The organism is Thermoactinomyces daqus (genome assembly GCF_000763315.1).
Classification (GTDB): domain Bacteria; phylum Bacillota; class Bacilli; order Thermoactinomycetales; family Thermoactinomycetaceae; genus Thermoactinomyces_A; species Thermoactinomyces_A daqus.
In genome coordinates this window covers 116,230-142,056 of record NZ_JPST01000015.1, presented here as the reverse complement: position 1 = coordinate 142,056, position 25,827 = coordinate 116,230, and the positions used below count along the sequence as shown (strand labels likewise).

26 protein-coding genes, 1 rRNA gene and 1 other annotated feature are annotated in these 25,827 nt (G+C 49.5%); of the genes, 26 read left to right on the top strand and 1 reads right to left on the bottom strand.

What is annotated here, in order from left to right:
- Positions 1–92: 92 nt before the first annotated feature.
- The 9 genes from rrf to nagE all read left to right on the top strand — a co-directional run bounded on the left by rrf (position 93) and on the right by nagE (position 8,864).
- Positions 93–207: ribosomal RNA gene (gene rrf / locus JG50_RS0108670) — 5S ribosomal RNA — on the top strand.
- A gap of 1,245 nt (positions 208–1,452) precedes the next feature.
- Positions 1,453–1,794, top strand: a complete 342-nt coding sequence (locus JG50_RS0108665; protein ID WP_160173831.1) for a sigma factor G inhibitor Gin — start codon at positions 1,453–1,455, stop codon at positions 1,792–1,794.
- Between the two features lie 546 nt (positions 1,795–2,340).
- Positions 2,341–3,753, top strand: a complete 1,413-nt coding sequence (locus JG50_RS0108660) for an aminotransferase class I/II-fold pyridoxal phosphate-dependent enzyme (RefSeq protein WP_232330966.1) — start codon at positions 2,341–2,343, stop codon at positions 3,751–3,753.
- 33 nt (positions 3,754–3,786) lie between these two features.
- Complete coding sequence (gene tmk, locus JG50_RS0108655) at positions 3,787–4,416, top strand: dTMP kinase (protein WP_033100716.1); 630 nt, start codon at positions 3,787–3,789, stop codon at positions 4,414–4,416.
- Positions 4,417–4,747: 331 nt separating this feature from the next.
- Positions 4,748–5,578 (top strand): PSP1 domain-containing protein, encoded by an 831-nt coding sequence (locus tag JG50_RS0108645; protein ID WP_033100714.1) that lies wholly within the window; start codon positions 4,748–4,750, stop codon positions 5,576–5,578.
- Between the two features lie 51 nt (positions 5,579–5,629).
- Positions 5,630–5,989: an initiation-control protein YabA gene (locus JG50_RS0108640; RefSeq protein ID WP_033100713.1), complete on the top strand. Its 360-nt coding sequence runs from the start codon at positions 5,630–5,632 to the stop codon at positions 5,987–5,989.
- 97 nt (positions 5,990–6,086) lie between these two features.
- Entirely contained in the window at positions 6,087–6,356 is a 270-nt protein-coding gene (locus tag JG50_RS0108635) for a GIY-YIG nuclease family protein (RefSeq protein WP_033100712.1), read from the top strand.
- Positions 6,347–7,219 carry a 16S rRNA (cytidine(1402)-2'-O)-methyltransferase gene (rsmI, locus tag JG50_RS0108630; protein ID WP_033100711.1) on the top strand — a complete coding sequence of 291 codons (873 nt, stop codon included), beginning with the start codon at positions 6,347–6,349 and terminating at the stop codon, positions 7,217–7,219. Before JG50_RS0108635 ends, rsmI begins: the two co-directional genes overlap by 10 nt.
- Before the next feature lie 184 nt (positions 7,220–7,403).
- On the top strand, positions 7,404–8,864 hold the full coding sequence (gene nagE, locus JG50_RS0108625; protein WP_081943800.1) for an N-acetylglucosamine-specific PTS transporter subunit IIBC: 1,461 nt from the start codon (positions 7,404–7,406) through the stop codon (positions 8,862–8,864).
- A gap of 314 nt (positions 8,865–9,178) precedes the next feature.
- Here the strand turns inward: nagE and JG50_RS0108620 are convergent, their stop codons facing one another.
- Positions 9,179–9,451 (bottom strand): AbrB/MazE/SpoVT family DNA-binding domain-containing protein, encoded by a 273-nt coding sequence (locus tag JG50_RS0108620; protein WP_033100710.1) that lies wholly within the window; start codon positions 9,449–9,451, stop codon positions 9,179–9,181.
- Positions 9,452–9,844: 393 nt separating this feature from the next.
- Here JG50_RS0108620 and JG50_RS0108615 point away from each other — a divergent pair, with 393 nt between their 5' ends.
- The 17 genes from JG50_RS0108615 (at position 9,845) to JG50_RS0108535 (ending at position 25,596) form a co-directional block, all read left to right on the top strand.
- The gene (locus tag JG50_RS0108615; protein ID WP_033100709.1) at positions 9,845–10,795 is read left to right on the top strand and encodes a DNA double-strand break repair nuclease NurA; all 951 of its coding nucleotides are present in this window, start codon (positions 9,845–9,847) and stop codon (positions 10,793–10,795) included.
- 36 nt (positions 10,796–10,831) lie between these two features.
- Entirely contained in the window at positions 10,832–12,667 is a 1,836-nt protein-coding gene (locus tag JG50_RS0108610; protein WP_033100708.1) for an ATP-binding protein, read from the top strand.
- Between the two features lie 135 nt (positions 12,668–12,802).
- Positions 12,803–13,037: a binding site (T-box leader), on the top strand.
- Positions 13,038–13,083: 46 nt separating this feature from the next.
- Positions 13,084–15,066: a methionine--tRNA ligase gene (metG, locus tag JG50_RS0108605; RefSeq protein ID WP_033100707.1), complete on the top strand. Its 1,983-nt coding sequence runs from the start codon at positions 13,084–13,086 to the stop codon at positions 15,064–15,066.
- 292 nt (positions 15,067–15,358) lie between these two features.
- Positions 15,359–15,910 (top strand): signal peptidase I, encoded by a 552-nt coding sequence (gene lepB / locus JG50_RS0108600; protein ID WP_033100736.1) that lies wholly within the window; start codon positions 15,359–15,361, stop codon positions 15,908–15,910.
- Positions 15,911–15,927: 17 nt separating this feature from the next.
- Entirely contained in the window at positions 15,928–16,713 is a 786-nt protein-coding gene (locus tag JG50_RS0108595; protein WP_033100735.1) for a TatD family hydrolase, read from the top strand.
- 88 nt (positions 16,714–16,801) lie between these two features.
- Positions 16,802–17,368, top strand: a complete 567-nt coding sequence (gene rnmV / locus JG50_RS0108590; protein ID WP_220184950.1) for a ribonuclease M5 — start codon at positions 16,802–16,804, stop codon at positions 17,366–17,368.
- Complete coding sequence (rsmA, locus tag JG50_RS0108585; protein ID WP_374057979.1) at positions 17,356–18,258, top strand: 16S rRNA (adenine(1518)-N(6)/adenine(1519)-N(6))-dimethyltransferase RsmA; 903 nt, start codon at positions 17,356–17,358, stop codon at positions 18,256–18,258. The genes rnmV and rsmA overlap by 13 nt, the downstream gene beginning before the upstream one ends.
- 34 nt (positions 18,259–18,292) lie before the next feature.
- A complete protein-coding gene (locus JG50_RS0108580) occupies positions 18,293–18,766 on the top strand; it encodes a ribonuclease H-like YkuK family protein (RefSeq protein WP_033100705.1) in 474 nt (157 codons plus the stop codon).
- A gap of 127 nt (positions 18,767–18,893) precedes the next feature.
- Positions 18,894–19,175: a Veg family protein gene (locus JG50_RS0108575; protein WP_033100704.1), complete on the top strand. Its 282-nt coding sequence runs from the start codon at positions 18,894–18,896 to the stop codon at positions 19,173–19,175.
- 147 nt (positions 19,176–19,322) lie between these two features.
- Complete coding sequence (locus JG50_RS0108570; RefSeq protein ID WP_370589224.1) at positions 19,323–19,487, top strand: small, acid-soluble spore protein, alpha/beta type; 165 nt, start codon at positions 19,323–19,325, stop codon at positions 19,485–19,487.
- A gap of 175 nt (positions 19,488–19,662) precedes the next feature.
- Positions 19,663–20,556, top strand: a complete 894-nt coding sequence (gene ispE / locus JG50_RS0108565) for a 4-(cytidine 5'-diphospho)-2-C-methyl-D-erythritol kinase (protein WP_033100702.1) — start codon at positions 19,663–19,665, stop codon at positions 20,554–20,556.
- 40 nt (positions 20,557–20,596) lie between these two features.
- Entirely contained in the window at positions 20,597–21,427 is an 831-nt protein-coding gene (purR, locus tag JG50_RS0108560; RefSeq protein WP_033100701.1) for a pur operon repressor, read from the top strand.
- Positions 21,427–21,801, top strand: a complete 375-nt coding sequence (locus JG50_RS0108555; RefSeq protein ID WP_033100733.1) for a RidA family protein — start codon at positions 21,427–21,429, stop codon at positions 21,799–21,801. Before purR ends, JG50_RS0108555 begins: the two co-directional genes overlap by 1 nt.
- Before the next feature lie 118 nt (positions 21,802–21,919).
- Complete coding sequence (gene spoVG, locus JG50_RS0108550; RefSeq protein WP_033100700.1) at positions 21,920–22,222, top strand: septation regulator SpoVG; 303 nt, start codon at positions 21,920–21,922, stop codon at positions 22,220–22,222.
- Between the two features lie 146 nt (positions 22,223–22,368).
- Entirely contained in the window at positions 22,369–23,751 is a 1,383-nt protein-coding gene (gene glmU, locus JG50_RS0108545; RefSeq protein WP_033100699.1) for a bifunctional UDP-N-acetylglucosamine diphosphorylase/glucosamine-1-phosphate N-acetyltransferase GlmU, read from the top strand.
- A 25-nt stretch (positions 23,752–23,776) separates the two neighbouring features.
- Positions 23,777–24,724: a ribose-phosphate diphosphokinase gene (locus tag JG50_RS0108540; protein ID WP_033100698.1), complete on the top strand. Its 948-nt coding sequence runs from the start codon at positions 23,777–23,779 to the stop codon at positions 24,722–24,724.
- A gap of 284 nt (positions 24,725–25,008) precedes the next feature.
- Positions 25,009–25,596 carry a 50S ribosomal protein L25 gene (locus JG50_RS0108535; protein ID WP_052154127.1) on the top strand — a complete coding sequence of 196 codons (588 nt, stop codon included), beginning with the start codon at positions 25,009–25,011 and terminating at the stop codon, positions 25,594–25,596.
- The last annotated feature ends 231 nt before the right edge of the window (positions 25,597–25,827 follow it).

Below are 25,827 nucleotides of genomic sequence, written 5' to 3'. Positions count from 1 at the left end.
TATCCTACTACTTCTCTTCCACTTGCAACCCTTATTCCAATCTTATTTTCAGGGTGTGTTCCCCTCAGGGAACCACTTAACAAAATACATCGTCTGGTGATGATAGCGGAGGGGATCCACCCGTTCCCATCCCGAACACGGAAGTTAAGCCCTCCAGCGCCGATGGTACTTGGGGTTCACCCCTGGGAGAGTAGGTCGTTGCCAGGCAAAGATACAAGCCACCTCGTTGGAGGTGGCTTTTTCATTGTTGTCTTTGTTATTTTTATTTCCTTCGATTCATCCTCCTTCTCCATCCTTTCCCATCGCCATCTGTTTTTGAGCGTATTTCATTCACTCCGTCGGGAATCCTCGCGGAAATCCTGAGGATGTTCCCCGATGTTCTCCTCAGATTTGCGGATTCCTCCAAATGGGATACAAGTTATAGGGGCGGGAAATCGCTTCTCCAAAGTACAATTTTACCAGGCTTGGGGAATCTGGTTTGGAATCCGGCTTAAGGAAATTACAGATTTAATTTTTAATCGCGATTGAGCTGAGACAACTCAATTTAGCTGAAAATATTGGTCTCATTCAAAAATATTGGTTTTATTCAAGGAAGACGCTGTGAACTGCTTCTACTATGGATCGCTTCGACGATACGATACCGACGTTCACTGCGACCAGGAGTCTTTGTTAGCGTTTAGGGTTCCGTGGTAGTGTAGTTGGGAAACGGTTAGCATTTTTCTACTAAAATGGAAGGATAAAAGAAAGAAAAGATCAAGAAGCATGTGCCGAGGATTGGCTGGGAGACAGCAGAGCATCACTTGTTTTCTACTTTGTTTTGGATCTTGTGTTTTCATATTTAATACGTAAATAGCTTCTGAGCAGTGCATTTAGAGGAATAAAAATAGCAAAAATGAAAATGACAATCCATCTTGGAGTAAGCATCAGATTTCCTCCTTTTTCATTTAGCCTGTTACGCAAATGACGAAAATATTCTAATAGGGTGATGAATAAGCATAGGGAGTAGGATGTTTGACAGGTTATAGAAAACGGGAGATGGTTTATCAGGGAAATCCGGTTAAGGAAAGGAATGCCTGAACAAGAACTGTGCCACCTCCCGACAGGAGATATCCTTCTTCTTGGAAAATGTTTATCTCTTTACGGTATATACAGTGGATCAGAAGTAAACAAAATTGCCAGGGTAGAGGTGCCCCACTGACCGACCGGATCTAAGGTTGACTTCAGCGGAGTTTCATGACTGTCATTTTCGCCTGAAGTGCGTTGAAGCAGGGAAGTTTGGTTGCTTTTCGATGCAGTCGCCTGCCGCTGGAATTGTTTGTGTCGGTAATCATCCACTCACAGACGGACAAAATTTTGTTGATGAAATCCCTGAAAAATGGAAGCAATGAATCTTATTCGCTAAGCTTTCTCCACACAAGAAGCGGCCCGGGCAACCGGAATTGGAGCAATACCATGCAAAACATCAACACATCCCTGACAGCAACCATAATGAATTTTCCTCAAAAAACAGGGCTATTGGTCATTGTTTATTGTTTAAATCATTGCCCTTTTGGAAATGATGTGAACAAAAGGGAAAGGCGGGCGATTGAGATGGAGAATAAGCAGCCCTATCACTGTATCATTTGTGACCAGGTTCGCGATGAAATGTTACCTTTATTGGAGCAATATATCTGTACCCTCTGTGAAAGAGAGTTGGCGCGCAGTACCGTTGATGATCTGCGTTATGGCTACTATGTTTGGCGTTTAAGGGTATTTTGGAATCATCAGGGAAAAACATTATATGAAGCACCTTAACTTTTTACTGAGAGGTGAAGCCTCTGTTGCCGTCTGGCGAAAACAAGCGAATCCTCGCGAGAGAGGATGGGTAAAGGGCGATTCATTTGCCTGTCGCGGATATTTGTGCTGCGTGGTTTTGTTCCCTGCCCTTTCGAGCAGCGCAATTCAGATACCGGGACATCGGTTTCCTTCAAGAAGTTGCGATGATCATCACAGAGACGGATTTTTTCAAACCATATTTCCTGAAAACGGGGAGCGCTAAATCTCTCCAATTTGACTTGGTTTCATCTTGACAGAAAAGACAGGGGATTCTGTTCACCATCCGCTCACCTCATCCGTTATCCGGCTGTCGGACAATGTTCCAGGGGCCGGCTTTTTTATTTGGGTGGGTGGTTGCAAACCCAAGCGGACCACGGAAAATGATCTCTCTGTGACAGAAAGGATTTCTCTATTCTTCAAGAAGCTGCTTGCGGATTTGAGTGAGGGCGTACTTTAACTTTGCTTGCCCATTTGCCATGAATTGTTTTATATAAATAGGAAGGAGGTGGCGCGAAAGTGGATCAGATGAAGGCGCCGTTGTTTGATGCTTTGATAAGGCATATCAACCGTTCGACGGGCAATTTTCATGTTCCCGGTCATAAACAAGGTCAGGCATTTGATGATGCCGGAAAGAAATGGTTTGCATCCGTTTTGCAATTGGATTTAACAGAGGTGGGGGAACTGGATGACTTACACCATCCGCAAGGAGCGATTTTGGAAGCGCAGCAGTTGGCGTCTGCAGCATTCAGGGCAGAACATACTCTTTTTCTGGTGGGAGGAACCACCGCCGGCATTTTAGCGACCATTCTTCACCTCTGTCGTCCGGGAGAAGAGATTATTATTCAGCGCAATTGCCATCAATCTGTGTTTCACGGATGTATGATGGCCGGGGCAAAACAGCGCTATCTGCCATGCGAATTTGACCAAAACGGAATGGAGATCCCGATTTCCCCGGATACGGTTCAACAGATGATCCGTCAGTACCCACAGGCCAAAGGGGTGGTGATTACCAGTCCGTCCTATTTTGGAGTTGTCCAGAATGTGCGCGAAATCGCAGAGATTTGCCATGCACATCAAATTCCGCTGGTTGTCGATGAAGCACATGGAGCCCACTTTGGATTTCACCCGCGTCTCCCGCTGTCGGCCATCGACCAAGGAGCCGATGTTTCCATTCAGTCCACGCACAAATTGCTCACCTCCATGACGATGTCCTCAATGCTGCACGCTCAAGGAGAAAGAGTAAATATCGCGGATATCATGCGCTGGCTTCGCATGATCGAATCAAGCAGCCCTTCTTATCCGTTGATGGCTTCTCTTGACTTGGCCAGACGATGGATCGCCACGAAGGGAAAGGAAGAATTGGAACGTTTGTTAATTGCCCTGGATCATTTCCGGGGAAATATAAAAAACGGTTCTTTTATACATGAGGTTTCTGTTCTCAGCCCTCATGATCCGTTAAAATTGACTTTAGTTGCCGATCCAGGAGTGTCCGGCTATGCCATGGCCGATTGGTTAAATAAACAGGGAATTTATGCTGAGTTGGCTGACCACCGAAAAGTGTTGTTTGTTTTTTCGCCTGGAACAACAGAAAGCGAGCTGAGCAGGCTTGAGCAGGTTCTCAGGCGGCTGGACAGGGAAATTTCCCATTTTCCCAAGGAACCTTCTTTCAATTTACCGAGCTTCTCCATACATACCCAGGCGAAGGTGGAGTTCGATGAACTGAGGCGGAGAAAAAGGCGCTGGATTCCTTTGGCCAGTGCCGCGGGTGAGATTGTGACAGAAATGATCACTCCGTATCCGCCAGGGATTCCTCTTGTGTTACCTGGAGAGGAATTGCGTGAAGAGGTTCTTCACTTTTTGTGCGATGTGATCCGGCGTGGAGGAAACGTGCGCGGTATTCGTTCTTCCGACACACCGGCGGTGGAGGTGCTCCTTTAAATCTTGACGGCGAAGCGAGGAGGTGCGACAAGGATGGGGAAAGGTAGGTTTATTACGTTTGAAGGGCCGGAAGGGGCCGGAAAAACGACACAAATCCGACTGCTCGAGGATTATTTGCGGCTAAAGGGAAAAGAATGCATCACAGTGCGTGAGCCGGGTGGTACACCGATTGGAGACGGAATTCGTCAGATTTTATTGAGCACGGAATTTTCCGATATGAGGCCGCGAACCGAAATTCTGCTGTACGCTGCCTCCCGGGCCCAACTGGTGGATCAAGTGATTCGCCCCGCGCTGGAGCAAGGCAAGATTGTTTTATGCGACCGTTATGTTGATTCCAGCATTGCTTATCAGGGTTACGGGGCGCAGTGGGATCTTCAGGAGGTTATTCAGATTAACGAATGGGCAACCGGCGGCCTGAAACCTGATCGTACATATTTGCTTGATTTGCCCGTGGAAATGAGCCAGAGCCGGATGAAGAATCGCGGCGGAAAGAAGGATCGGATGGAATTGAAAGAGAAATTATTCCATGAACGGGTTCGTGAAGGGTTTCTCTCTTTGGCGCAAAGCGCCCCCGAACGTTATCGCAAGCTGGATGCATGCTTGAGCAAAGAAGAGATATTCGGGCAGCTGGCCGAAGACATCCTCAACTTGGTGAAAGATTGACGGGAGAATGATGCTGTCGGGACGAATTTCCAGCTCTTACTTAATGAGATGTTTGCTCAATTTTTACTGTGAATGATAGAATGGTATATGAGATTCTTTAACAGAATCCTGTGAGAATCAATGAACAAATTGACGGATAGATCAGATGATCCAAACGGGTTTATTTTGAATAAATTGGGAGGCGTGTATTCAAACAAAACCGGCAAAGCATCAATATTTCTTGGATGGAACAAAAAAGAGATCATCGCTTTTCGTCGGCGACAGGCTGATACGATGCAACCTCTGGCCGTACTCGGAAAATAGGTTGGGCGGTAGAGGAGGGACGCTGTAAGTGCTAAGAGTGATTGGAGTTCGCTTTCGACAAGCGGGTAAGATATATTTTTTTGACCCTGCCGATTTACAAGTGCAACGCGGGGACCATGTCATCGTGGAAACGGTGCGGGGAGTTGAATACGGCCATGTGGTGACGGGAATCCGTTTTGTCAAGGAGGATGAAGTGGTACTGCCCCTTAAAAAGGTATTACGGATTGCCACGGATGGAGATACTGAACAAATGGAAGAAAATCGCCAGGCAGCAAAAGCGGCCTTATCCATTTGTCATGAAAAAATCCAAACACATGGTTTAGAAATGAAGTTGGTTGATGCAGAATACACGTTTGACCGCAATAAAATCATCTTTTATTTCACCGCGGATGGACGTGTCGATTTCCGCGAATTGGTTCGCGACTTGGCTGCGGTTTTTCGGACCCGTATCGAGCTCAGGCAGATCGGGGTACGGGATGAAGCAAAAATGTTGGGCGGAATTGGCCCGTGCGGACGGATTCTTTGCTGTTCGTCTTTTTTGGGAGACTTTGAGCCTGTTTCGATTAAAATGGCAAAAGATCAGAATCTATCCCTGAATCCGGCTAAAATCTCCGGGCTTTGCGGCCGGTTAATGTGCTGTTTGAAATATGAAAACGACCTTTATGATGAAGCGAAGCAAATTTTGCCCGATCTCGGTGAGAATGTGTTGACGCCGAACGGAGATGGAAAAGTGGTTTTGTTGAACCTCTTGGAGCGGCGGGTGCAAGTGGAACTGTTTCAAACGGGGGCGTTGGTGGAACATTCTTTGGAAGAGATCAAACTGACAGAGTCTCCGCAGACGAGCGGAAGCTATAAATGACCGGAAACCACGAATATTAACCGCTTTTGGTGATAAACGAGGTGGGGAGGCTTGGACAAAGAAGCTATCTTTGAGCAGGTCGCTCGCGTTGAAGAGCGAATCGGTGAACTGTATAAGGAATTAGCCGGGCTGAAAGAACAGATTGTCGGACTAATCGAAGATAATACCCGATTAATGATGGAGAACCAACGGCTGAAAGAGCTGGAAGCCAGGTTCTCTTCACCTTCAGGCGAAACAGAAGAAAAGACGCTTCCACCAAAAGAAGAAGCCGCAGGTAAAGGGGTTCATCATCTCGCAGATTTATATGAAGAAGGGTTTCATATATGCAATGTTCATTATGGTCGGTTGCGCGGAGAGGGAGATTGCCTGTTTTGTATCGCCTTTCTCAATAAATCATCCAAGGAAGAATGACGCTGGCAAAGTGGTACCAATTCGAGTATGGTGTAACCACCAGACCCGTCCGGTGCCGGAAGCCGGCGTTTTTTCTTTGCCCAAATGGAGGAAGAAAATGGCTGATTCCTATTATGTTTACATACTGGAGTGTCGGGACGGTACATTATACACAGGGATGACTAATCATTTGGAGCGGCGGTTGCGAATGCATCGTCTCGGAAAAGGGGCCAAATATACACGCGCCCGCTTGCCGGTGGTTCTGCGGTATTATGAAGCGGGCACGAGCAAATCGTGGGCCCTGAAACGGGAGCATGAGATTAAAAAGATGTCACGGAAGGAAAAATGGAGATTAATCGCAGAAAGGGGAACCGAGCGATGCACGTGATCAAGAGTTTTGCCGAAGAAAAAAGAGGTATTCTCTATGTCGTCGGAACGCCGATCGGCAATTTGCAGGATATGAGTCCGAGAGCGTTGGAGATCCTGAGTGAAGTCGACCTGATTGCAGCTGAAGATACACGGCATACGCGAAAGTTGCTCCAGGTTTTTCAGTTTCATACGGAATTGATCAGTTACCATGAACATAATAAAAGAGAACGCGGAGCCCAACTGCTCAATCAGCTTTTGGAAGGGAAGAAAATAGCCCTGGTCAGCGATGCGGGGATGCCCGGAATTTCCGATCCGGGAGAAGAATTGGTTCGGGATGCCGTCCAACATCAGATTCCGGTGGTTCCGATCCCCGGCCCGAATGCCGCTCTGGCTGCGCTCGTTGCTTCAGGATTGCCGACCCAACCTTTTCTGTTCATCGGCTTTTTGCCGCGGTCAACTAAAGAGAGACGGGCGCAGTTGCAACGCTGGGCCAGGACCCCGGCCACCCTGCTGTTTTATGAATCTCCGCACCGGATCACCGAGATGCTGGCCGATCTTCGGCAAGTGATGGGCAACCGACGTTTGGCCATCTGCCGTGAATTGACCAAAAAGCATGAGGAATGGCTGCGCGGAGACATTGACCGCTGTTTGGATTACTTAAAGGAGCATGGAGCCCGCGGGGAATATACGATTGTCGTATCCGGAGATCTTCAGGAAGAAGAGGAATCTCAAGAGGAAGCATGGTGGGAATCACTTGCGATTGAAGACCATGTCGAGATTTATATAAAAAAGGGGATGTCAAAAAAAGAGGCGATCGCCCAAACGGCGAAAGATCGTTCCCTGCCCAAGCGAGAGGTTTATAATACCTATCACCGGAACTGAATTTGCCTGAAAGAAGGCATTTTGTCATCCAGGTATTATCCTCAGTCAATATAAAAAATATGACAGGAAAATTAACTTTCTATGTATAATAAAAGTATGTGTTTGGATGTCCAAAGTCGCGGCAGACAGGCTGGAAATAGACTAACGGAGGTGTAAGAGTTTGAGCAAACGACGAGGAGGGGGTATTTTAGGGTCATTGCAGCGCATCGGAAAATCATTGATGCTTCCGATCGCCGTGTTGCCGGCCGCGGGGATTTTGCTCCGCCTGGGCGCGTTATTGTCCGACCCGAAATACTTCGCCAAAGGAAGTATTATTTATTATGTAGGCGAAATTCTGACCCGTGGTGCGAGTGCGATTACGGACCATATGCCCGTCCTGTTTGCAGTCGGGGTGGCCATCGGATTGGCGGAAGAGGCGGGTGCCGCGGCACTGGCAGCTCTCGTTGGATATCTGGTGTTAAGCCAGGTGGTCGATCTGGGAAGCACCAAGACGATGAAACTGGATACCGGAGTTCTCGGTGGGATCATTTCCGGGGCCATCGCAGCAGTGCTTTATCGCCGGTACCACAAAATTAAACTGCCCGACTGGTTGCAGTTTTTTGGCGGAAAACGCTTTGTTCCGATCATTACCTCTTTTGTGATGGTATGGGTAGGTATTATTTTCTTATTCATTTGGCCGACTGTTCAAGACTGGATTAATAGTGCCGGAAACTGGTTGATCGGTGCGGGTGCCGTCGGAGTCTTTGTCTACGGGATTTTGAATCGTTTGCTGATTCCTTTTGGGCTTCACCATATTGTTAACACGATTGTCTGGTTTAATGTCGGATCGTATCACGGGGTTACGGGAGACATGAACCGGTTTTTGCATGGGGACCCGACTGCGGGAATCTTCATGGCCGGGATGTTCCCGATCATGATGTTTGCCTTGCCGGCTGCGTGTTTTGCCATGTTGCATGAAGCCCGGCCGTCCCAGCGCCAAAAAGTGTACGGTGTGCTGGTGAGCGCGGCTCTCACTGCCTTTTTGACCGGGGTTACCGAACCGATCGAGTTTTCGTTCATGTTTGTGGCGCCGATTTTATATGTGGTGCACACCATTCTGACCGGGGTCTCCATGGCGGTTGTCGATCTGCTGGGAATCCGCCACGGTTTTACCTTCTCGGCAGGGGCGATTGACTATATTCTCAACTACAATCTGGCTACCAAGCCGTTGCTGTTGTTGGTCATCGGCGTGATTTATGCTGTGCTGTACTACGTCCTGTTCCGCTTCATGATCCGCATCTTTAACCTGAAGACACCCGGACGTGAAGATGAAGAGGATGAAACGGCAAATGCAGCGGAAGAAAAGGGGAAACGAGCCGGAGGAGGAGAGGATGAACTGGCGCGCCAGGTTCTCGAGGCCATCGGCGGAAAGGAAAATATCGAACATCTGGATGCTTGTATCACCCGCCTGCGCATGACTTTGAAGAATGAAGAAAAGCTGGATCGCGACCAATTGCGAAAATTGGGGGTTTCCGGTGTGATACAGGTGGGGCCGGGCAATTTTCAGGCTGTGTTTGGCACAAAATCTGAACTATTGAAGGAACGCATATTGGAAATAGCCAAACAGGAGAAGGCGGAGGAAGCGGAAAAACCCGAAAAGGAGTAAAAAAAGAAAGCGGTTGCCCGTGAACGAAGGGCAACCGCTTTACTCTGTGCCGGCATATCAAAATCTCCAAGGAAGGATGACTTCCTGCTTGCGTTTGCTGAAGCAGGCGTTTCGTAAATCTCCGCCTGATAAAACGGCAATATGGTTGACACAATATTTTCAAAGTTCTTCCTCGCCACTTCCCATGCAGGTAATATGTATCCTCATTAAGTGCGTAAGTGTTGCGGATGATGCTGGGAATAACGTGTTTCATCTATAGGAAAAAAGGCGGATGCATGAGATAATGGTAAATGAAGATTTTGGCAGATTTAACTTTATTCTACCGTCACTTTTTCACCGTGGATCAGTTGGTACATTTCTTCAATGCATTTTTTGCTCACGACTTTGTTCTTGTAGCGGATCGTTTCATCCACTTCGCCGGTGAAGATGCAAGCCGGTTCATATTTTTTCAGAACAATGCGTTCTCCGTCTACATAGATTTCCAGAGCATCTTTTTCACCAATTCCCAACGTTCGGCGTAATTCGATTGGAATGACAACGCGGCCGAGTTCGTCAACTTTGCGAACAATACCAGTAGATTTCAACATATCCGGAATCCCCTCTCAGTTTTGATTTTGGTTTTGGGTTTTGTTTTTATCTTTAAATTGACGTCAAATTTCGACATCGACGTCAAACTCATCATACCAACCATTCCCATAACAGTCAATATAATTAGAGGATTTTTATAGAAAATTCCTTAATCATGTAAAAGAATAGTTATTTCTTAGTCAAAAAAAGTTTATTTTATCAGCATGAAACATTTAATATATAAATATTATTTTTATCTTAAGTTTATTCTGTGTCGGTTCCGGGCTTAAATGAGACTGTTTTTCCAAAAATACCTTTCCTTTCTTTATCATAATCTGAAAAAATAGGGTAAGAAAACTCGGGATTATTAGATGGCAGATTCTTGACAATGAAGGACCAAAGGAGGAAAAGACATGCTGCCCGTATCGGAGGAGTTAAAATGGAAACTGAAAAAATTAAATGATTCCCTGCGTGAAATCTATCCGTCGACTGCGTTCGACAAAGAGAAAATCCGCGCCCGCCTGCGTGAAGTTGGATCATTTTACCGGATTGAAAAATGGGAAGACGGAGAAATGCGGGATTGGCTACAGGGGAGATCCGTGATCGGAGTCGATGGTTCCGTCAACTCCACCCGCGGCTCGCAAACCCGGACTTTATCTGTATTTCAAGCGTTGGCAAAAGGAACGCTGGGCGAAGAAAAGTGGGCTGCAGATGTATACACCCCGCTGCTTGAAGAGGAGGAAGAAGAGGGACAAGCTGCCCGGGAGGCCCGAAAACGGGGAGCGATTTTATCGGCGCTGGAAATGAGGGTGGCTGGTGAGGCGATGCGGGAGTGGGAAGCGCGGGTGGTGATCATGGACGGGTCACTTCTGCATTTTTATATCGATGATGCGGAAGAGTGGGAGAAATTGGCCAGGATCGCCGAGGATCGGGGAATTCTGATCGTGGGCGCGGCCGAAGAAATCAGCACGCGCCGGCTGGTCAAGGAACTGTTTCCGGAATTTCCCGCCTGGTCTGATCGCGATTTGCTCTATGGCGTGTTAAATGTGGGAGAAGCGTTTGAATGGGAGGAGTGGAGTCCGGCCGGAAGCGGAATGTGGAAAATGGCCTTTCGCTCGTCGAAAAGTCCCCAGCCGATTGGTTTGGACGGGCTGATGTCCCAACGGGAAGAGCGGCTGGCTCTGGCGCGGTTGATTTACAGCCTGACGCCGGAACAGGGCCGGGGCATTCCTTTTTGGCTGGATATTGTCGATAACCAGGTGCGGGTGACCAACCCTTTGGTCGAGACGATGGTTGAGAAGTATATCGACGCTGATCTGCGTCATCGCCTGCTGGCCGTAAAGCGGAGTGAACGCATGATTTGACGGGACAAAATACGCGATGGAAAGGGAGAGATGAGAATGCAGGTCGTTGGGGTCACAACACAGCAGGAAGTATATATCGTGTCGCGGGAGCGTAAATTTCGCATCAATGAGATTTTGGTTATTGAAGACAATGCCCTGAATAATCCGCGGGGGGAAGTGGTGGAAACTTTATCCTACAACCGCTTGATCCCGATGGGTCTGGACAAGTCCCTGGTGGATGCCCAGGTGATCCGTTCCCTGGAACAAATCGGATATGATATCGAATCCGATGAAATCAATCTGGCCAAATTGCGCTTATATGAAGAGGCGCCGCATCCCGTTCGCACCGGCTGTTCCGTCCGTTTGCCGGAATTTGCCGAAGTGCGCGATCTGCTGGTGAAGACAACGCCGTCAGAGGGGATGCTGCTCGGTGAAATTCGCGGAACCGAATCGATGTCGGAAACGATTACCCCCGATTTGCGAAACCGGGTGATGATCATGGAACAAGGAGCGCTCAGGGAGCAGCGGGGCGTTCCCTTTATCTTTGATATCAAAACGATGCAGCAATATCCCCATGTCGGCATTTTTGGCGGTTCGGGGTCGGGGAAGTCGTTCGGCTTGCGCGTGATGCTGGAAGAACTCATGAAATTGCGCATCCCGACACTGGTTTTTGATCCGCATTTTGAGATGGATTTTCGTGACCGCGTTCCGGGAGTGGAAGGAGGGGACGATTTTACCGATCGCTTTATCGCCGTGCAAATCGGGCAAGAAGTGGGTATTTCCTTTTCCGATCTGTCGACGCGCGATGTGACCGAACTTTTGGGCGCTGCCGGTAGCCAACTGTCTGACGCGATGGTGAATGTGATCCAGATGCTCCATCGGAAGCGTGATTCCTTTGCTTCCTTCAGTGACCGCATCAATAATCTGGTGCAGGCGTTGGAGGAGGGAAAACAGGGGCTGGAACGGCAGTTGAACAATGCGGATTTAACTCCGACCGATGTGCAGCGCATCCACGACTTGAAGCAGCTGTTGGCGCAGTATGGAACATTGCCGCTCTCCTCTGTCAAAGGGGTCCATTGGCGTTTGCAGCGGCTTGACAGGGCGGGATTGTTCCAACAGGATATCCGGGCGATCGAACGAGGCCTCGAACAGGGGAAATTGGTGGTGATTCAGGGGAGCACATGGGTTTTGCAAGTGTTTGCCACCTATGTGATCGGCTCCTTGTACCGGAAGCGCCGCGAATATAAAGATGCCCGCATGAACGGGGAGGAAGCGAAATTTTTTCCGCCGTTTATCGTCGTGACGGATGAAGCGCACAATTTTGCTCCCAAGGCGCTCGAATCTCCGGCGAAAGCGATCTTGAAAGAGATTGCCCAAGAGGGAAGAAAATACGGAGTGTTTCTCTTTCTCGCCACGCAGCGACCAACGCTTTTGGATGAGACGATTACTGCGCAGTTGAATACCAAATTTGTTTTCCGCACTGTGCGGGGAACCGATATTGCCACGTTGCGGGAAGAAACGGATTTGACGCCGGAAGAAGGGAAACGGCTTCCCTATCTGCGCTCCGGAGATACGTTTGTTTCCTCGGCCGTGTTTGGACGTACGATCTTTATTCGCATCCGCTGCGCTTATACACAAAGCCCGCATTTGTCCAATCCTTTTGATGAACTCAAGCAATTTGCCGAGAAACAGGATGATCAATTGCTGGGCGTCCTGGCCGGGTTGCTCCCTCTTTTTGATACCGATCTGGTCGGAGCGGTTGCCCAGATCAATCGTGCCTGCGGGTTAAGCTGGGATGTGCATCGCCTGAAACAGGAACTGGAACGTTTAACCCTTGAGGGAAAGCTGTCAAAGCATGCAACTCCGTTCGCCGTGCGCTATGATAAGAGATAGGGAGGTTTATCCGGTTTTTTCGCTGGAAAAGCTATGGAGAGAAGCAGCTTGGCAGAGGCGCCGCTTTTACTTTTCAACCGTTTTTGACTATTGTATAATAGGAAAAAGATCTTGATCCGTAATCAATGGAAAGAATCAAAGTCTGTGAAGGGGAAGAGTAGTCGGTGGACGCTATCTCCAGAGAGCTGGGACAGGTGGAAGCCAGCATAGCGGAAGCGGATGAACATGGCCCCTGAGACTTCTTCCTGAAATGGAGGTTCTCCGGACTAGGGAAGAACGTGTGCCGACGTTAAAAGGCGTCTGAGGGCATCTGCCGACAAAGCAGGTGCTGAACTTGGGTGGTACCGCGTGCACAGATCTCGCCCCAATGACGGGCGGGATTTTTTATTTTAAAAACGGGAAAGGAGTATGTGGGAATGAGTGAAGCCAAGAAGACCTTTTATCTGACGACACCGATTTATTATCCCAACAGCAAACTTCACATTGGTCATACCTATACGACGGTGGCCGGAGATGCGATGGCGCGTTACAAACGTTTGCGCGGGTACGATGTGATGTACTTGACCGGGACAGATGAGCACGGGCAAAAGATTCAAAAATCGGCCCAGGAGGCAGGGAAGACCCCGCAGGAGTTTTTGGATGAAAACGTGAATGAAATTCAAAGATTGTGGCAGAAGCTGGACATTTCCTACGATGATTTTATCCGCACGACACAGGAACGCCACAAAAAAGTGGTGCAAAAGATCTTTAAAAAATTGCTTGACCAAGGTGATATTTACCTGGGTGAATACGAAGGATGGTATTGTGTTCATGAGGAATCCTTCTTCACTGACCGCCAGGTGAAAGATGGCAAGTGCCCCGATTGCAATCGTCCCATCCAGAAAATCAGGGAGAAAAGTTATTTCTTCCGGATGGGCAAATACGTGGATCGCTTACTGCAACATTATGAGGCCAATCCGGACTTCATTGAACCGGAATCCCGCAAAAATGAAATGATCCAGAACTTTCTCAAGCCGGGGCTTGAAGATTTGAGCATTTCCCGAACCACTTTCGATTGGGGAATTCCGGTGCCGGACGACCCGGAGCACGTTGTTTATGTCTGGTTGGACGCCCTGACTAACTATATTACCGCAGTGGGCTATCTGTCCGACGATCCCGCGCTCGCTGCCCGTTTTGAAAAGTATTGGCCGGCCGACGTTCATCTGGTTGGCAAGGACATCGTTCGCTTCCATACGATTTATTGGCCGATTTTCCTGATGGCTCTCGGATTGCCGCTGCCGAAAAAGGTTTTTGCCCATGGGTTCTTCATGGTCGGGGGAGAAAAAATGTCAAAGTCAAAAGGAAATGTCGTTGACCCCGTTCCGCTCATCGACCGATACGGATTGGATCCGATCCGCTATTATCTGTTGCGTGAAGTCCCGTTTGGCGCAGACGGAATCTTTACGGCCGAGGCGTTTGTCGAGCGGGTGAACGCCGATTTGGCCAATGATCTGGGAAATTTGCTGCATCGGACCCTGACCATGGTGGAGAAATACTTCGGCGGAGTGGTACCAAAGCAGGTTGAAGGAGCCACTGAGCATGATCGGCCGCTGATCGACTTCGCAAGAAAAACGGTGGAGAAAGTGGAGGAAGCGATGGAAAACCTCCGGTTCTCTGTTGCACTGACTTCCATCTGGGAACTGGTTCGCTTCGGCAACCGTTATATTGAGCAAACCCAGCCGTGGAACCTGGCCAAAGATGAAGAGAAGAAGCATGTTCTCGGTTCGGTTCTCTACCACTTGCTTGAGGTGCTGAGAATGGTCGGCATTTTGATTCAGCCTTTTATGACAAGGGCACCCAAACAAATTTGGCAGCAGCTGGGGATAGAGGAAGGCCCGCTGACCGAATGGGATACGCTCAAGCAGTTTGGAGTGCTGCCGGCTGGTACGAAAACGCAGAAAGGAAAACCGATTTTTCCCCGACTCGATGTTAAAACAGAAGTGGAGGAGATTAAAAACATGATCAGCAAATCAACCCTCAAACCGGATGAAAAAACGGAAGCAGAGAAAACAATAAAAGAGAAGGATGAAGCGGCAGGGCTGATCTCGATCGACGAGTTTGCCAAAGTTGAACTGCGTGTTGCCGAGGTGATCCAGGCTGAGCCGGTGAAAAATGCGGATCGCCTGCTGAAACTGCAATTGTGCCTGGGGTCGGAAAAGCGCCAGGTGGTGTCTGGGATCGCCAAACATTATAAGCCGGAGGATTTGATCGGCAAAAAAGTGATTTGCGTGGTCAACCTGAAACCGGTCAAATTGCGTGGGGAGTTGTCCGAAGGGATGATTCTGGCCGCTTCTGATCAGGACCGGCTGGTTTTGGCGACGGTTTCCGGTGACATTCCCAACGGAACCAAAGTGAAATAACCCAAGCATGATTTGAGAAGGGAGCGGGCCCTCCTGACCGATTGTTCCGGGAGGTTGGGAGGCGCCATGTCCCGATTCTCCACACACTTCGGGCCACTACCCCGGCACGCGGTGATTTTTATGCCAGAAGTTGAAGTGAATCGGTTCCTTGAAATGGATGCAAGGAACTTCTTTTGCCTGTTCCGCTTTCAGAAACCAAGGGGAAAAAACGGTCTGTCCATTACAAAAACGGCCAGACAGTGAATTTGGTATGGAACCTGGTTCGAAATTTTTTCATACAGGAGGTTTTTTGATGGCGGATCCGAAAAGCTCATCGAAAAAATGGGTGACCGCATTGGAGTGGTTTGTGGCCATTGCCGTGGCGGTGTTGATTGCCTTTGGCATTCGCGGGTATTTGTTTGCCCCGTATGAAGTAAACGGTCAATCCATGGAACCGACACTGAAAGGCGATGAGCTGCTGATTGTAAATAAATGGATTTATCGTGTCGATATGCCCGATTATGGAGATATTATCGTCTTTCATACCAATGAAGGCCGCGATTTTATCAAACGGGTCATCGGTTTGCCGGGAGACCAGATCGATATTAAAAACGGAAAGGTATACCGAAACAAAAAACCGCTTGACGAACCTTATATCAACGGGGCGATGAATGATGCGATCGGAAGTTACAAGCATTTGATCGTTCCGGCTCACCATTTGTTCGTCATGGGAGACAACCGCAACAACAGCCTTGACAGCCGCATGATCGGCCCGGTTGACATCAGCGCGGTAGTGGGCCGGGCTGATGTGGTTGTATTGCCGGTGAACCGCATCCATTTACTGTCTCTGGCGACCCATCGATAGAGGAGGATTCAGCCGTGATGTTGTTTGACACCCATGCCCATCTGAACGATCCCAAATTCGACGGGGACCGGGCGGAAGTGATCAGGCGGGCGCGTGAGGAATATGGCGTGCAAACGATTTTAAATGTCGGATACAACAAGGAAACCATTGCGACATCCCTGAAATTGGCCGAGGAATATGAGTTCATCTATTCCGCTGTCGGCTGGCATCCCCATGATGCCAAAGATTGCACCGATGCCGATTTGGAATGGATTCGCTCACTGACCACCCATCCCAAAGTGGTTGCACTGGGGGAAATGGGGCTTGATTATTATTGGGACAACTCCCCCCGCGATGTGCAGGCGCAGGTGTTTCGCCGGCAGATCGCTCTGGCGAAGGAGACAGGGCTTCCCATCATCATTCATGACCGGGATGCCCATGAGGACGTTGTGCGCATACTAAAGGAAGAACATGCCGAAGAAGTGGGAGGAGTCATGCATTGTTTCGGCGGCGACCTTCGCATCATGGAGGAAGTGTTGAAACTGAACTTCATGATCGGGTTGGGCGGTCCTGTCACCTTCAAGAATGCAAAAGAACCGAAAGAGGTGGCCAAAGAGGTTCCGCTTGATCGTCTGCTCATCGAGACGGATTGCCCCTATCTGGCGCCGCATCCCTATCGCGGCAAACGGAATGAAACGGGATACGTCCGGCTCGTGGCCGAGAAGATTGCCGAATTGCGCGGGATGAGCCCGGAAGAACTGGCCGAGGCCACCCGGGCCAATGCGATTCGTCTGTTTAAACTTGAAAAAGTGCTGAACGCTTGACGAAGCGAAACAAAAGGGAGCCTGGGTCCAGTGCTCCCTTCTTTCAAAGTTCAGTTTGAAATACAGTCCTGGAAAGAGGTAGCTTATTTTGTCACGTCCGAAGTTGAAAGAAGTTATTGTCGTAGAAGGAAAAAACGATACATTGGCGATCAGGCGCGCCGTCGAAGCCGATACAATTGAAACGCGGGGCTCGGCGCTGGGAGAAGAGGTGCTTGCCGAGATAAAACGGGCGCAGGCAAAGCGGGGAGTGATCGTGTTTACCGACCCTGACTATGCCGGAGAACGGATCCGGCGCATCATTTCGGAAAATGTGGCCGGGGTGAAACACGCCTTTTTGCCGCAAAGCGAAGCCGTAGGGAAGGGTAAAATCGGCATTGAACACGCCGGGGCGGAGGCGATTGCCAAGGCGCTCCAGTCCGTTCGCGCCGAATGGGACGGGGAGGAGCCAGAGCCGCCGCTCACCTGGGAAGAATATTATGAATTGGGTTTTGCCGGCGGGAGCGATTCGCGCAAACGCAGAGAACGGATCGCAGAGCGTTTGGGGATTGGTTACGGGAATGCCAAGCAATTTTACCGTCGTCTGCAAGTGCTGTGCATTTCGCGTGAAGAACTGCTGCAAGCCATGGCAGCAGAGGAGGAAGGATGGAAGGGATGACGCAAAAACCGATTTCTGTACGGACGAGGGATATTCTTAACCAATATGGAATCATACTAAAAAAGAGCTTGGGCCAAAATTTCCTCACTGATTCCCATGTCCTGGACAAGATCATTCGCGCAGCGGATTTAACCCCCGATTCGGGAGTGATTGAGATCGGGCCTGGGATCGGCGCTCTGACCGAGCGCATTGCCGATCAAGCGAAAAAAGTGGTTGCTGTTGAAATTGACGGCCGGTTGGTTCCGGTTTTGAAGGATTTGTTTCAAACCCGGCCGCAGGTGGAAATAGTTCATGGAGATGCTTTGACCGTCGATCTTCATGCTCTGGTGGATGAATATTTTCAGAAAGTGAATTCCCTTCATGTGGTCGCCAATCTTCCCTATTATGTCACATCCCCGATTGTGATCAGGCTGCTCACGGAGAGACTGCCGCTCAAAAATATCGTCATCATGATCCAGAAGGAAGTGGCCGACCGCATGACTGCGAAGCCGGGAACGAAGGATTACAGTTCGCTGAGCGTACTGGTGCAGTATTTTGCTGAAGCAAAAGAAGTGGCCCGCGTTCCAAGTCATGTTTTCGTTCCCCGTCCACAGGTGGATTCCGCAGTGGCGTGTTTAACCATCCGCGATCAACCTGCGGTCGAAGTTGGAAATCAGTCACTCTTTTTCAAAATCGTGCGAGCAGCTTTTGCTCAGCGGCGCAAAACTCTGTTGAATTCGCTTCATGCCAATCTCCTCACCAGCCTGGACAAAGCGGAAGTGGAGAGGTTGCTTCGTGAGGCGGATATTGATCCGAAACGACGCGGAGAAACATTAGACCTGGCGGAATATGCACGATTAACCGAAGTAATAGATGCAAAAGCGGATACGAACCTCAGACTCGACGTGTAGGATCAAACCATCCTAAATCGTTGGGGGTTTTTCCGTGAACTTTTATCATCCTCGTAAGGGCCGACGCAGTCTTGATCACATGATTGCGGAGATTAAGGAATATATTCAGGAAGACCCGAAGGCCAGCTATAAGATGGTGATCGGCACCGACTCGCAAACGCGCGAGCGGGAGACCATCTACGTCACGGCCGTAATTGTGCAGCGCATCGGCAAAGGTGCCACTTTCTACTATGCGAAGATTCGCCATAACGCGATGCGTGATCTCCGTTACCGCATTTATCGCGAGACGGAATACAGTTTGAAAGTGGTGGAACTGCTGAAGGAAAAAGGGTTCTTTGGTTTTTCCGTCAACATTCCGATGGAGATCCACTTGGATGTGGGGCAGCAGGGGGAGACGAGAAAACTGATTCAGGAAGTGGTCGGTTGGGTCACGTCTGTCGGCTATACGGCCAAGATCAAGCCGGAATCTTTTGCGGCCAGTGCCGTGGCTGACCGTTTTACCAAGTGAGTCTTATTTTATGGCAAAAAATTATGCAGAATCCCATTGACAAGAAGTTTGTCCCCCTGCTATAATAAATCGTTTGACTTTGCACATCGCTTGTAGTATAATCTTCTATAAGTGAGGTGGTCGACCAATGGGCAAAAACGCGTTAACCGAAATCAAGTGTACTCTTGAGGGATACATCGGACAAAAAATCCGCTTAAAAGCAAACAGCGGACGCCGTAAGACCGTTGAACGGACCGGGATTCTCGAAGAGACTTACCCCTCCGTGTTCGTTGTCAAGTTGGATGAAGACCATTCTTTCAACCGAGTTTCTTACAGCTATGCAGATATACTGACAGAATCAGTGGAACTCACTGTTTTTAATAACAATAACGAACAAATTCCCGTGAAATACGTGAAAACATCTCAATAATGGAACACATTTCGGTGTGTTCTTTTTTTCACGATGTGAAAGCGCTTACATAAAAATGCGTTGAATTTGTCATACTAGGGATGCCCTGTGACTTGTTCTTGAATCCGAAAAGGAGGGGATCACTTGGCACGTCGGCGTGGTGGAGTGATGTCAGAAGCCTTTAAGTATGAGTTGGCCAAAGACCTCGGCTTTTACGATGTGGTTCAGCGTGAAGGCTGGGGTGGAATCAGAACCCGCGATGCGGGAAACATGGTGAAACGGGCGATTCAGATCGCCGAAGAACATTTGGCTGCGAGAGATTCAGGAAAGTAAACAGGGTAAGAAGCCCAAAGGGATATTTCCCTTGGGCTTTTCTTGTCTGGATGGTTACACCCGATTTCTTTTCATACTTCTGGCGAACCGATCGTGATAAAATAAGGAAAGTCTGGTCAACCGCTCTTGTTAAACAACGGAGAAATCATCAGTTGGTGCACTGGGGGGAAGAGAATTGCTCGTTTCAGTCAAAGCACCGGCCAAAATAAATCTGACACTGGATGCCCTTTATAAACGGCAGGATGGATACCATGAACTGGAAATGGTGATGACGACAGTCGATCTGTTTGACAGAATCGATTTGTTTGAAAAGGAAAGCTCGTCCATCACACTGGAATCCAGTTCGGGACTCGTGCCGCAGGATGAACGGAATCTCGCTTATCGCGCCGCCGTTCTTCTGAGAGAGAAAATCGGGATCAAGCGCGGGATACATATCCGAATTGATAAACATATTCCGGTAGCAGCGGGACTCGCCGGGGGAAGCAGCGATGCGGCGGCAACCCTGCGCGGGCTGAACCGGTTATGGGGGCTGGGTTTGAGCGATGAAGAACTGGCAGCCATCGGAGCGGAAATCGGTTCGGACGTTCCTTTTTGCGTTTATTCAGGCACTGCAATCGCCAGAGGACGGGGAGAGATCCTCGCCCCGTTGCCTCCGCCGCCGCCCTGCTGGGTCGTGCTGGCCAAGCCGGGGCACGGCGTTTCCACGGCGGATGTATTCGGACGTCTGAAAGTGGATGAAATCGCGGAGCACCCGGAAACAGAACAAATGGCAGAGGCGCTGAGAAAACGAGATTACGATCACATGGTTCGTCTGTTGGGGAATGTGTTGGAGCCGGTGACGATGGAAATGCATGAGGATGTGGGCAAGATCAAGAAGAAGATGAAAGAGTTCGGAGCCGATGGCGTGTTAATGTCCGGCAGCGGACCCACGGTTTTTGCCCTGATAAGGCAAGAATCGCGGGCGAGACGGATTGTAAACAGCCTTCGGGGATTTTGCCGGCAAGTCTATTGCGTGCGCATGCTGGGAGTACGCACGGAAAGTGTGCTTGATGGAATCCGAACAAAATGATATATTTCGGTCAGGAATATTAGGACTTCGGAGGTATGGAATGGATAAGTGGAAACGGAGCGCGAGACTGGTTGACATGACCCGCCAATTACTGGTCCAGCCATACCGTTTAATTCCGCTTACGACTTTTGCTGAGCGATACCATGCGGCCAAATCTTCGATCAGTGAGGATTTGGACATCATTGATGAAGTGTTGAAAGCAGAAGGAAATGGCGAATTAGAGACGGTGGCCGGTGCGGCAGGCGGCGTGAGATATATTCCGGATATCGGCCGGGATCAGGCTCTTCACGTGATTCAAGGATTGTGCGAGCGGCTAAGCAATCCCGAACGAATTTTGCCGGGAGGGTTTTTATACCTTTCCGACCTGTTGGGAGACACAACCTTGGTCAACGAGATGGGCCGCATTTTCGCCTCGGTATTCGGCGGCAAAAAAATCGATGCCGTTTTAACCGTCGAAACCAAAGGAATCCCCATCGCTTATGCGACAGCGGCTTACCTTCGCGCCCCCGTGGTGATAGCGCGCTATGACTATCGGGTGACGGAAGGATCGGTTGTGACGGTCAACACAGTGTCGGGTTCAGGCAAACGGATGAGGCAGCTGTCTCTGTCAAAGCGGAGCTTGTCCGAGCGTTCACGCGTGCTCATTGTCGATGATTTCATGAAGGCGGGTGGCACGGTGCGGGGGATGTTCGATCTTCTGAACGAGTTTAACGCAGAGGTCGTCGGTGTCGGAGTGATGCTGGAAGCCCCGGCCAGGGAACGGTTGGTCGACGCTTATGCCTCATTGGTCCAAGTCAGGGAACTGGATGTGAAGGAACGGAGAGTACAAGTCGATTTGGGAAATATTTTTAACAGGGAGAGATGGGCATGATCAAACAAGTGCAAACGGAAAAAGCGCCGCAGGCAATCGGTCCTTACTCACAGGCGGTTGAACTGGGAGAGTTGATTTTCACGTCCGGGCAGATCCCGCTCACGCCCGAGGGGGAACTAGCCGGATCCGATATTGCGACACAAACGCACCAGGTTCTTAAAAATATCGGAGCTGTGCTGGAAGCAGCCGGAAGTGATTACAACCATGTCATTAAAACGACGATTTTCATAAAAGACATGAATCAGTTCCAGCAAATCAATGAGATTTACGCCCAATATTTTTCCGGGCATAAGCCGGCTCGCTCCTGCGTAGAAGTTGCCCGTTTGCCCAAAGATGTCCTGATTGAGATGGAGGTCATTGCCAAGAAGAAATAGATTGGAAAACAAGAGAAATTTACTAATACTGTCTATTTATGGGAGGAATTGGTCCCGTCGCCTCGAATAGGTAATTTAGAAATGATTAGTCATCATAGGAAACAGGTGGTGGGAGCAGATGGAAATTACTGATGTGCGTTTACGCAGAGTCAACCGTGAAGGTCGAATGCGTGCGATTGCTTCGATTACGATTGACAGCGAGTTTGTGGTGCATGATATTCGAGTGATCGATGGCAATAACGGGATGTTCGTTGCCATGCCGAGCAAACGGACTCCGGATGGCGAATTTCGCGATATTGCCCATCCGATTTCTCCGGTCAGCCGGGAGAAGATCGAGGCGGCTGTTCTGGAAGAGTATCGCAAGGCCGGCGAACTCGAAGCGGCAGAACAGATGAATATCAACGCGCAAAAAGCTTTGTGATGGTTGGAAAATGATAAATCAGGAAGAGGAACCCGTGCCCCGGGTTCTTTTTTGTTGCGAAAGTTTAAAGACCGGTTTGGTTGCAATCCTACATATGATGCGATATATTCAGGGAGGAAGTTTCGAGAAACGGGGGCGCTTTGTTCATGCAACATGTTTATGCGGTGATATTGGCAGCTGGAAAAGGGACGCGGATGAAATCACGAAAACACAAAGTCCTTCATCCCGTTTGCGGAAAACCGATGATCGACCATATTCTAGATACTTTGGATGAACTTGAGACGGAAAAAACCATTCTTGTCGTCGGGCACCAGGCGGAAGCGGTTAAAGAACATCTGGGTGACCGGGTTTTATTTGCCGATCAGAAGGAGCAGCTGGGAACGGCCCACGCAGTCATGCAAGCAAGGCCTCTTTTGCAAAATGAAGAGGGAATCACCTTGGTGATCAACGGTGACCATCCTCTCTTTACCGCGGAAACATTCAGGAAGCTGGTGGAAAACCATCGTGCTTCAGGTGCGGCAGCGACCGTGCTGACGGCGGTCATGGAGAACCCGACCGGTTATGGACGGATCGTGCGCCGGGAGGACGGCCAAGTCGACCGCATTGTCGAGCAAAAAGACGCGTCGGAAGAAGAACGGGCCATTAAGGAAATTAATACCGGAACTTATTGTTTTGATAATCAAAAATTATTTTCTGCACTTTCTCTCGTTAATAATAATAATGCTCAAGGCGAATATTACCTGCCGGATGTCGTAGCCATTTTGCGTGAGCAGGGGCAGCCGATCCGCGCAGAAATTCTTGATGATCCGGATGAAGCGATGGGTGTGAATGACCGCGTTCAGATGGCCGAAGCGGCGAAACAGATGCGTGAGCGCATTTTGCGCAAAGCGATGAGAAGCGGTGTGACAATCATTGACCCGGCAAGTACGTATATTGAAGCAGATGTGGAGATCGGACCGGATACCGTGATTGAACCGGGAACGTTTTTGCGGGGCAAAACGGTCATTGGTGAAGGTTGCCACATTGGGCCGCAAGCCGATTTGTCCGATGTGGTGGTGGCGGACGGAGCCCGGATTCGCTATGCCGTGATTGAAGGCAGCAAAATCCGGGAGCAGGCCAAAGTCGGGCCTTACGCTTATCTTCGTCCCGGAACGGATCTGGGTGCCAACACCAAAGTGGGCTGTTTTGTCGATCTGAAGAAAGCCAATATCGGAAACGGTACAAAAATCTCTCACCTCGCCTATGTAGGAGATGCAGATGTGGGAGAGAATGTAAATGTCAGTTGCGGTGTGATCACGGTCAATTATGATGGACTGAATAAACACAAAACGGTGATTGAGGACGGGGCGTTCGTCGGCTGCAATGTTAACCTGGTGGCTCCGGTTAAGGTGGAAGAAGGGGCGTATGTGGCCGCCGGTTCAACCATTACGGACAATGTGCCGAAAGATGCCCTGGCGATTGCGCGTGAGCGGCAAACCAACAAACCGGGTTACGCGCAAAAATTAAAAGAAAAACGCTCAGCCAAATGAAATGAAATTGGAGGAACTTCAGCTTATGTCGACAGGTAATTCTCGCTTGCAGGTATTCAGTTGCAATTCCAATCCCGCTTTGTCAAAGGCGATTTGCGATCATATCGGGATCCCGCTCGGTGATGCCCATGTCGGCAAATTCAGCGATGGGGAAATTCATGTCAAACTGAATGAGAGTGTGCGCGGCTCCGATGTGTATGTGATCCAATCCACCTGTGATCCTGTCAACCAGCACCTGATGGAACTATTGGTCATGGTTGATGCGCTGCGCCGAGCTTCCGCGGGAACGATTAATGTGGTGATTCCCTATTATGGCTATGCCCGCCAGGATCGCAAAACCCGTGCGCGCGATCCGATCACGGCCAAACTGGTGGCCAATCTGATCGAAACAGCCGGAGCCGACCGCGTGATTACAATGGATTTGCACGCAACACAGATTCAGGGCTTTTTTGATATCCCCGTGGATAACCTGATGGGTGTGCCGATCCTCGGAGACTATTTCAAAAGCAAGGGCTTAACCGATGTCGTTGTTGTCTCCCCCGACCACGGTGGCGTGATTCGGGCTCGTCGTTTGGCTGAGCGTTTGGAAGCGCCGATTGCGATCATCGATAAGCGCCGGCCCGAACCCAACGTGGCTGAAGTGATGAACATTGTCGGAGATGTAAAAGGAAAAACAGCCATCATTATTGATGACATCATTGATACCGCCGGAACGATCACGCTGGCCGTCAACGCCTTGATGGAGCATGGCGCCAAGGAAGTTTACACTTGCTGTACCCATCCGGTCTTCTCCGGTCCGGCCATTGACCGAATCCGTGATTCCAATCTCAAAGAGATGGTGGTAACCGATACGATTCCGCTGTCGGAAAACAAGCAATTGGACAAGGTTAAGGTCTTGTCTGTTGCTGCTTTGCTGGGGGAGGCCATTTTGCGCGTTCATAATGAGCAATCGGTCAGCAAGCTGTTTGACTGAGAAAACGGACATGATGCCAAACCAAATCAGGATGAAAACCGGCAAACTCGGGTGGGGAGTGGTGCCCCTTTCACCGACCATCGATGTGGGGAGGTTAAGGGGACATCACGATCCAACCTGTAACACACCTGTACTTTTGCAAAACAGAGAAAGCGCCTTCCTTTTTTTGAGATTTGTTCCGGTGTTTGCGGGAGATGGAACTTTTTTTGCCGGTTGACGGCAGCTGAAGTTTAGGAAGCCGATGATCCGGGTATACCCTTACTCAAGAAAGGGGATGTTTGGTTATGTCAGTTGCCATTACAGCAGAGAAGCGGGAAAGAACAACGCAGGGATATATAAACCGGTTGCGCCGGGAAGGCAGAATACCCGCAGTCCTGTATGGGAAGGATTTTTCCCCCGAGTTGATTCACGTGGCGGAAAGCGAGGTTCGCAAACTCGGGGCAAGAGGCTTTGCTGATCTGCGTTTGGAAGGAAAAGCTTATCGTGTAATGGTTCGAGACATCCAGAGAGACCCGGTTAAAGATCGCCTGCTGCATATCGATTTCTTCAAAGTGGAGAAAAACCGGCCGATTGATGCAGAAGTTCCCCTCGTTCTCACAGGGGAAGCTCCGGGAGCGAAAGCGGGCGGCATCGTTGAACAACATCTGCGCACGGTCGAAGTCCGCACCCTGCCCGACCGGTTGCCGCAGGAATTGACACTGGACATCAGTGGCTTGGAAATGGGGGATAGCTTATCGCTGAATCATCTGCATCTCCCCGAGGGGGTTGAGCTCCTGGCAGACCCGGAAGCCGTTGTTGTCAGCATCGTGCCTCCTCAGGCAGGAGAAGTTTCGCAGGAGGCGGAAGAAGAAAACGAAAAAGAAAACGAGTGATCCCCGACGCGCAACTTTCCCGGTTGCGCTTTTTTTATATCCTCTCGCTTTTTTTGCACCTGTTTAACGGGATATTTTGAATTTGATGTGATCCGTTGTAAAATTGGCAACAGAAAAAGCTGTTTACATTTACAATAATCTGCAAAGGGGAAGCCTTTTTAATTTGCGGCTGATCTGAGAAAATAAAAAAATGGAGTAAAAACCGTCCCTCATCCTTCCAATGGGTTGAGG

Bases quoted from the DNA above. Each gene is read 5' to 3' on its own strand.
- JG50_RS0108665 (WP_160173831.1), top strand. From the start codon at position 1,453: ATGCAAAACATCAACACATCCCTGACAGCAACCATAATGAATTTTCCT.
- JG50_RS0108660 (WP_232330966.1), top strand. From the start codon at position 2,341: ATGAAGGCGCCGTTGTTTGATGCTTTGATAAGGCATATCAACCGTTCG.
- tmk (WP_033100716.1), top strand. From the start codon at position 3,787: ATGGGGAAAGGTAGGTTTATTACGTTTGAAGGGCCGGAAGGGGCCGGA.
- JG50_RS0108635 (WP_033100712.1), top strand. From the start codon at position 6,087: ATGGCTGATTCCTATTATGTTTACATACTGGAGTGTCGGGACGGTACA.
- rsmI (WP_033100711.1), top strand. From the start codon at position 6,347: ATGCACGTGATCAAGAGTTTTGCCGAAGAAAAAAGAGGTATTCTCTAT.
- JG50_RS0108620 (WP_033100710.1), bottom strand. From the start codon at position 9,451: ATGTTGAAATCTACTGGTATTGTTCGCAAAGTTGACGAACTCGGCCGC.
- JG50_RS0108615 (WP_033100709.1), top strand. From the start codon at position 9,845: ATGCTGCCCGTATCGGAGGAGTTAAAATGGAAACTGAAAAAATTAAAT.
- JG50_RS0108610 (WP_033100708.1), top strand. From the start codon at position 10,832: ATGCAGGTCGTTGGGGTCACAACACAGCAGGAAGTATATATCGTGTCG.
- metG (WP_033100707.1), top strand. From the start codon at position 13,084: ATGAGTGAAGCCAAGAAGACCTTTTATCTGACGACACCGATTTATTAT.
- lepB (WP_033100736.1), top strand. From the start codon at position 15,359: ATGGCGGATCCGAAAAGCTCATCGAAAAAATGGGTGACCGCATTGGAG.
- JG50_RS0108595 (WP_033100735.1), top strand. From the start codon at position 15,928: ATGTTGTTTGACACCCATGCCCATCTGAACGATCCCAAATTCGACGGG.
- rsmA (WP_374057979.1), top strand. From the start codon at position 17,356: ATGGAAGGGATGACGCAAAAACCGATTTCTGTACGGACGAGGGATATT.
- JG50_RS0108575 (WP_033100704.1), top strand. From the start codon at position 18,894: ATGGGCAAAAACGCGTTAACCGAAATCAAGTGTACTCTTGAGGGATAC.
- JG50_RS0108570 (WP_370589224.1), top strand. From the start codon at position 19,323: ATGTCAGAAGCCTTTAAGTATGAGTTGGCCAAAGACCTCGGCTTTTAC.
- purR (WP_033100701.1), top strand. From the start codon at position 20,597: ATGGATAAGTGGAAACGGAGCGCGAGACTGGTTGACATGACCCGCCAA.
- spoVG (WP_033100700.1), top strand. From the start codon at position 21,920: ATGGAAATTACTGATGTGCGTTTACGCAGAGTCAACCGTGAAGGTCGA.
- glmU (WP_033100699.1), top strand. From the start codon at position 22,369: ATGCAACATGTTTATGCGGTGATATTGGCAGCTGGAAAAGGGACGCGG.
- JG50_RS0108540 (WP_033100698.1), top strand. From the start codon at position 23,777: ATGTCGACAGGTAATTCTCGCTTGCAGGTATTCAGTTGCAATTCCAAT.
- JG50_RS0108535 (WP_052154127.1), top strand. From the start codon at position 25,009: ATGTCAGTTGCCATTACAGCAGAGAAGCGGGAAAGAACAACGCAGGGA.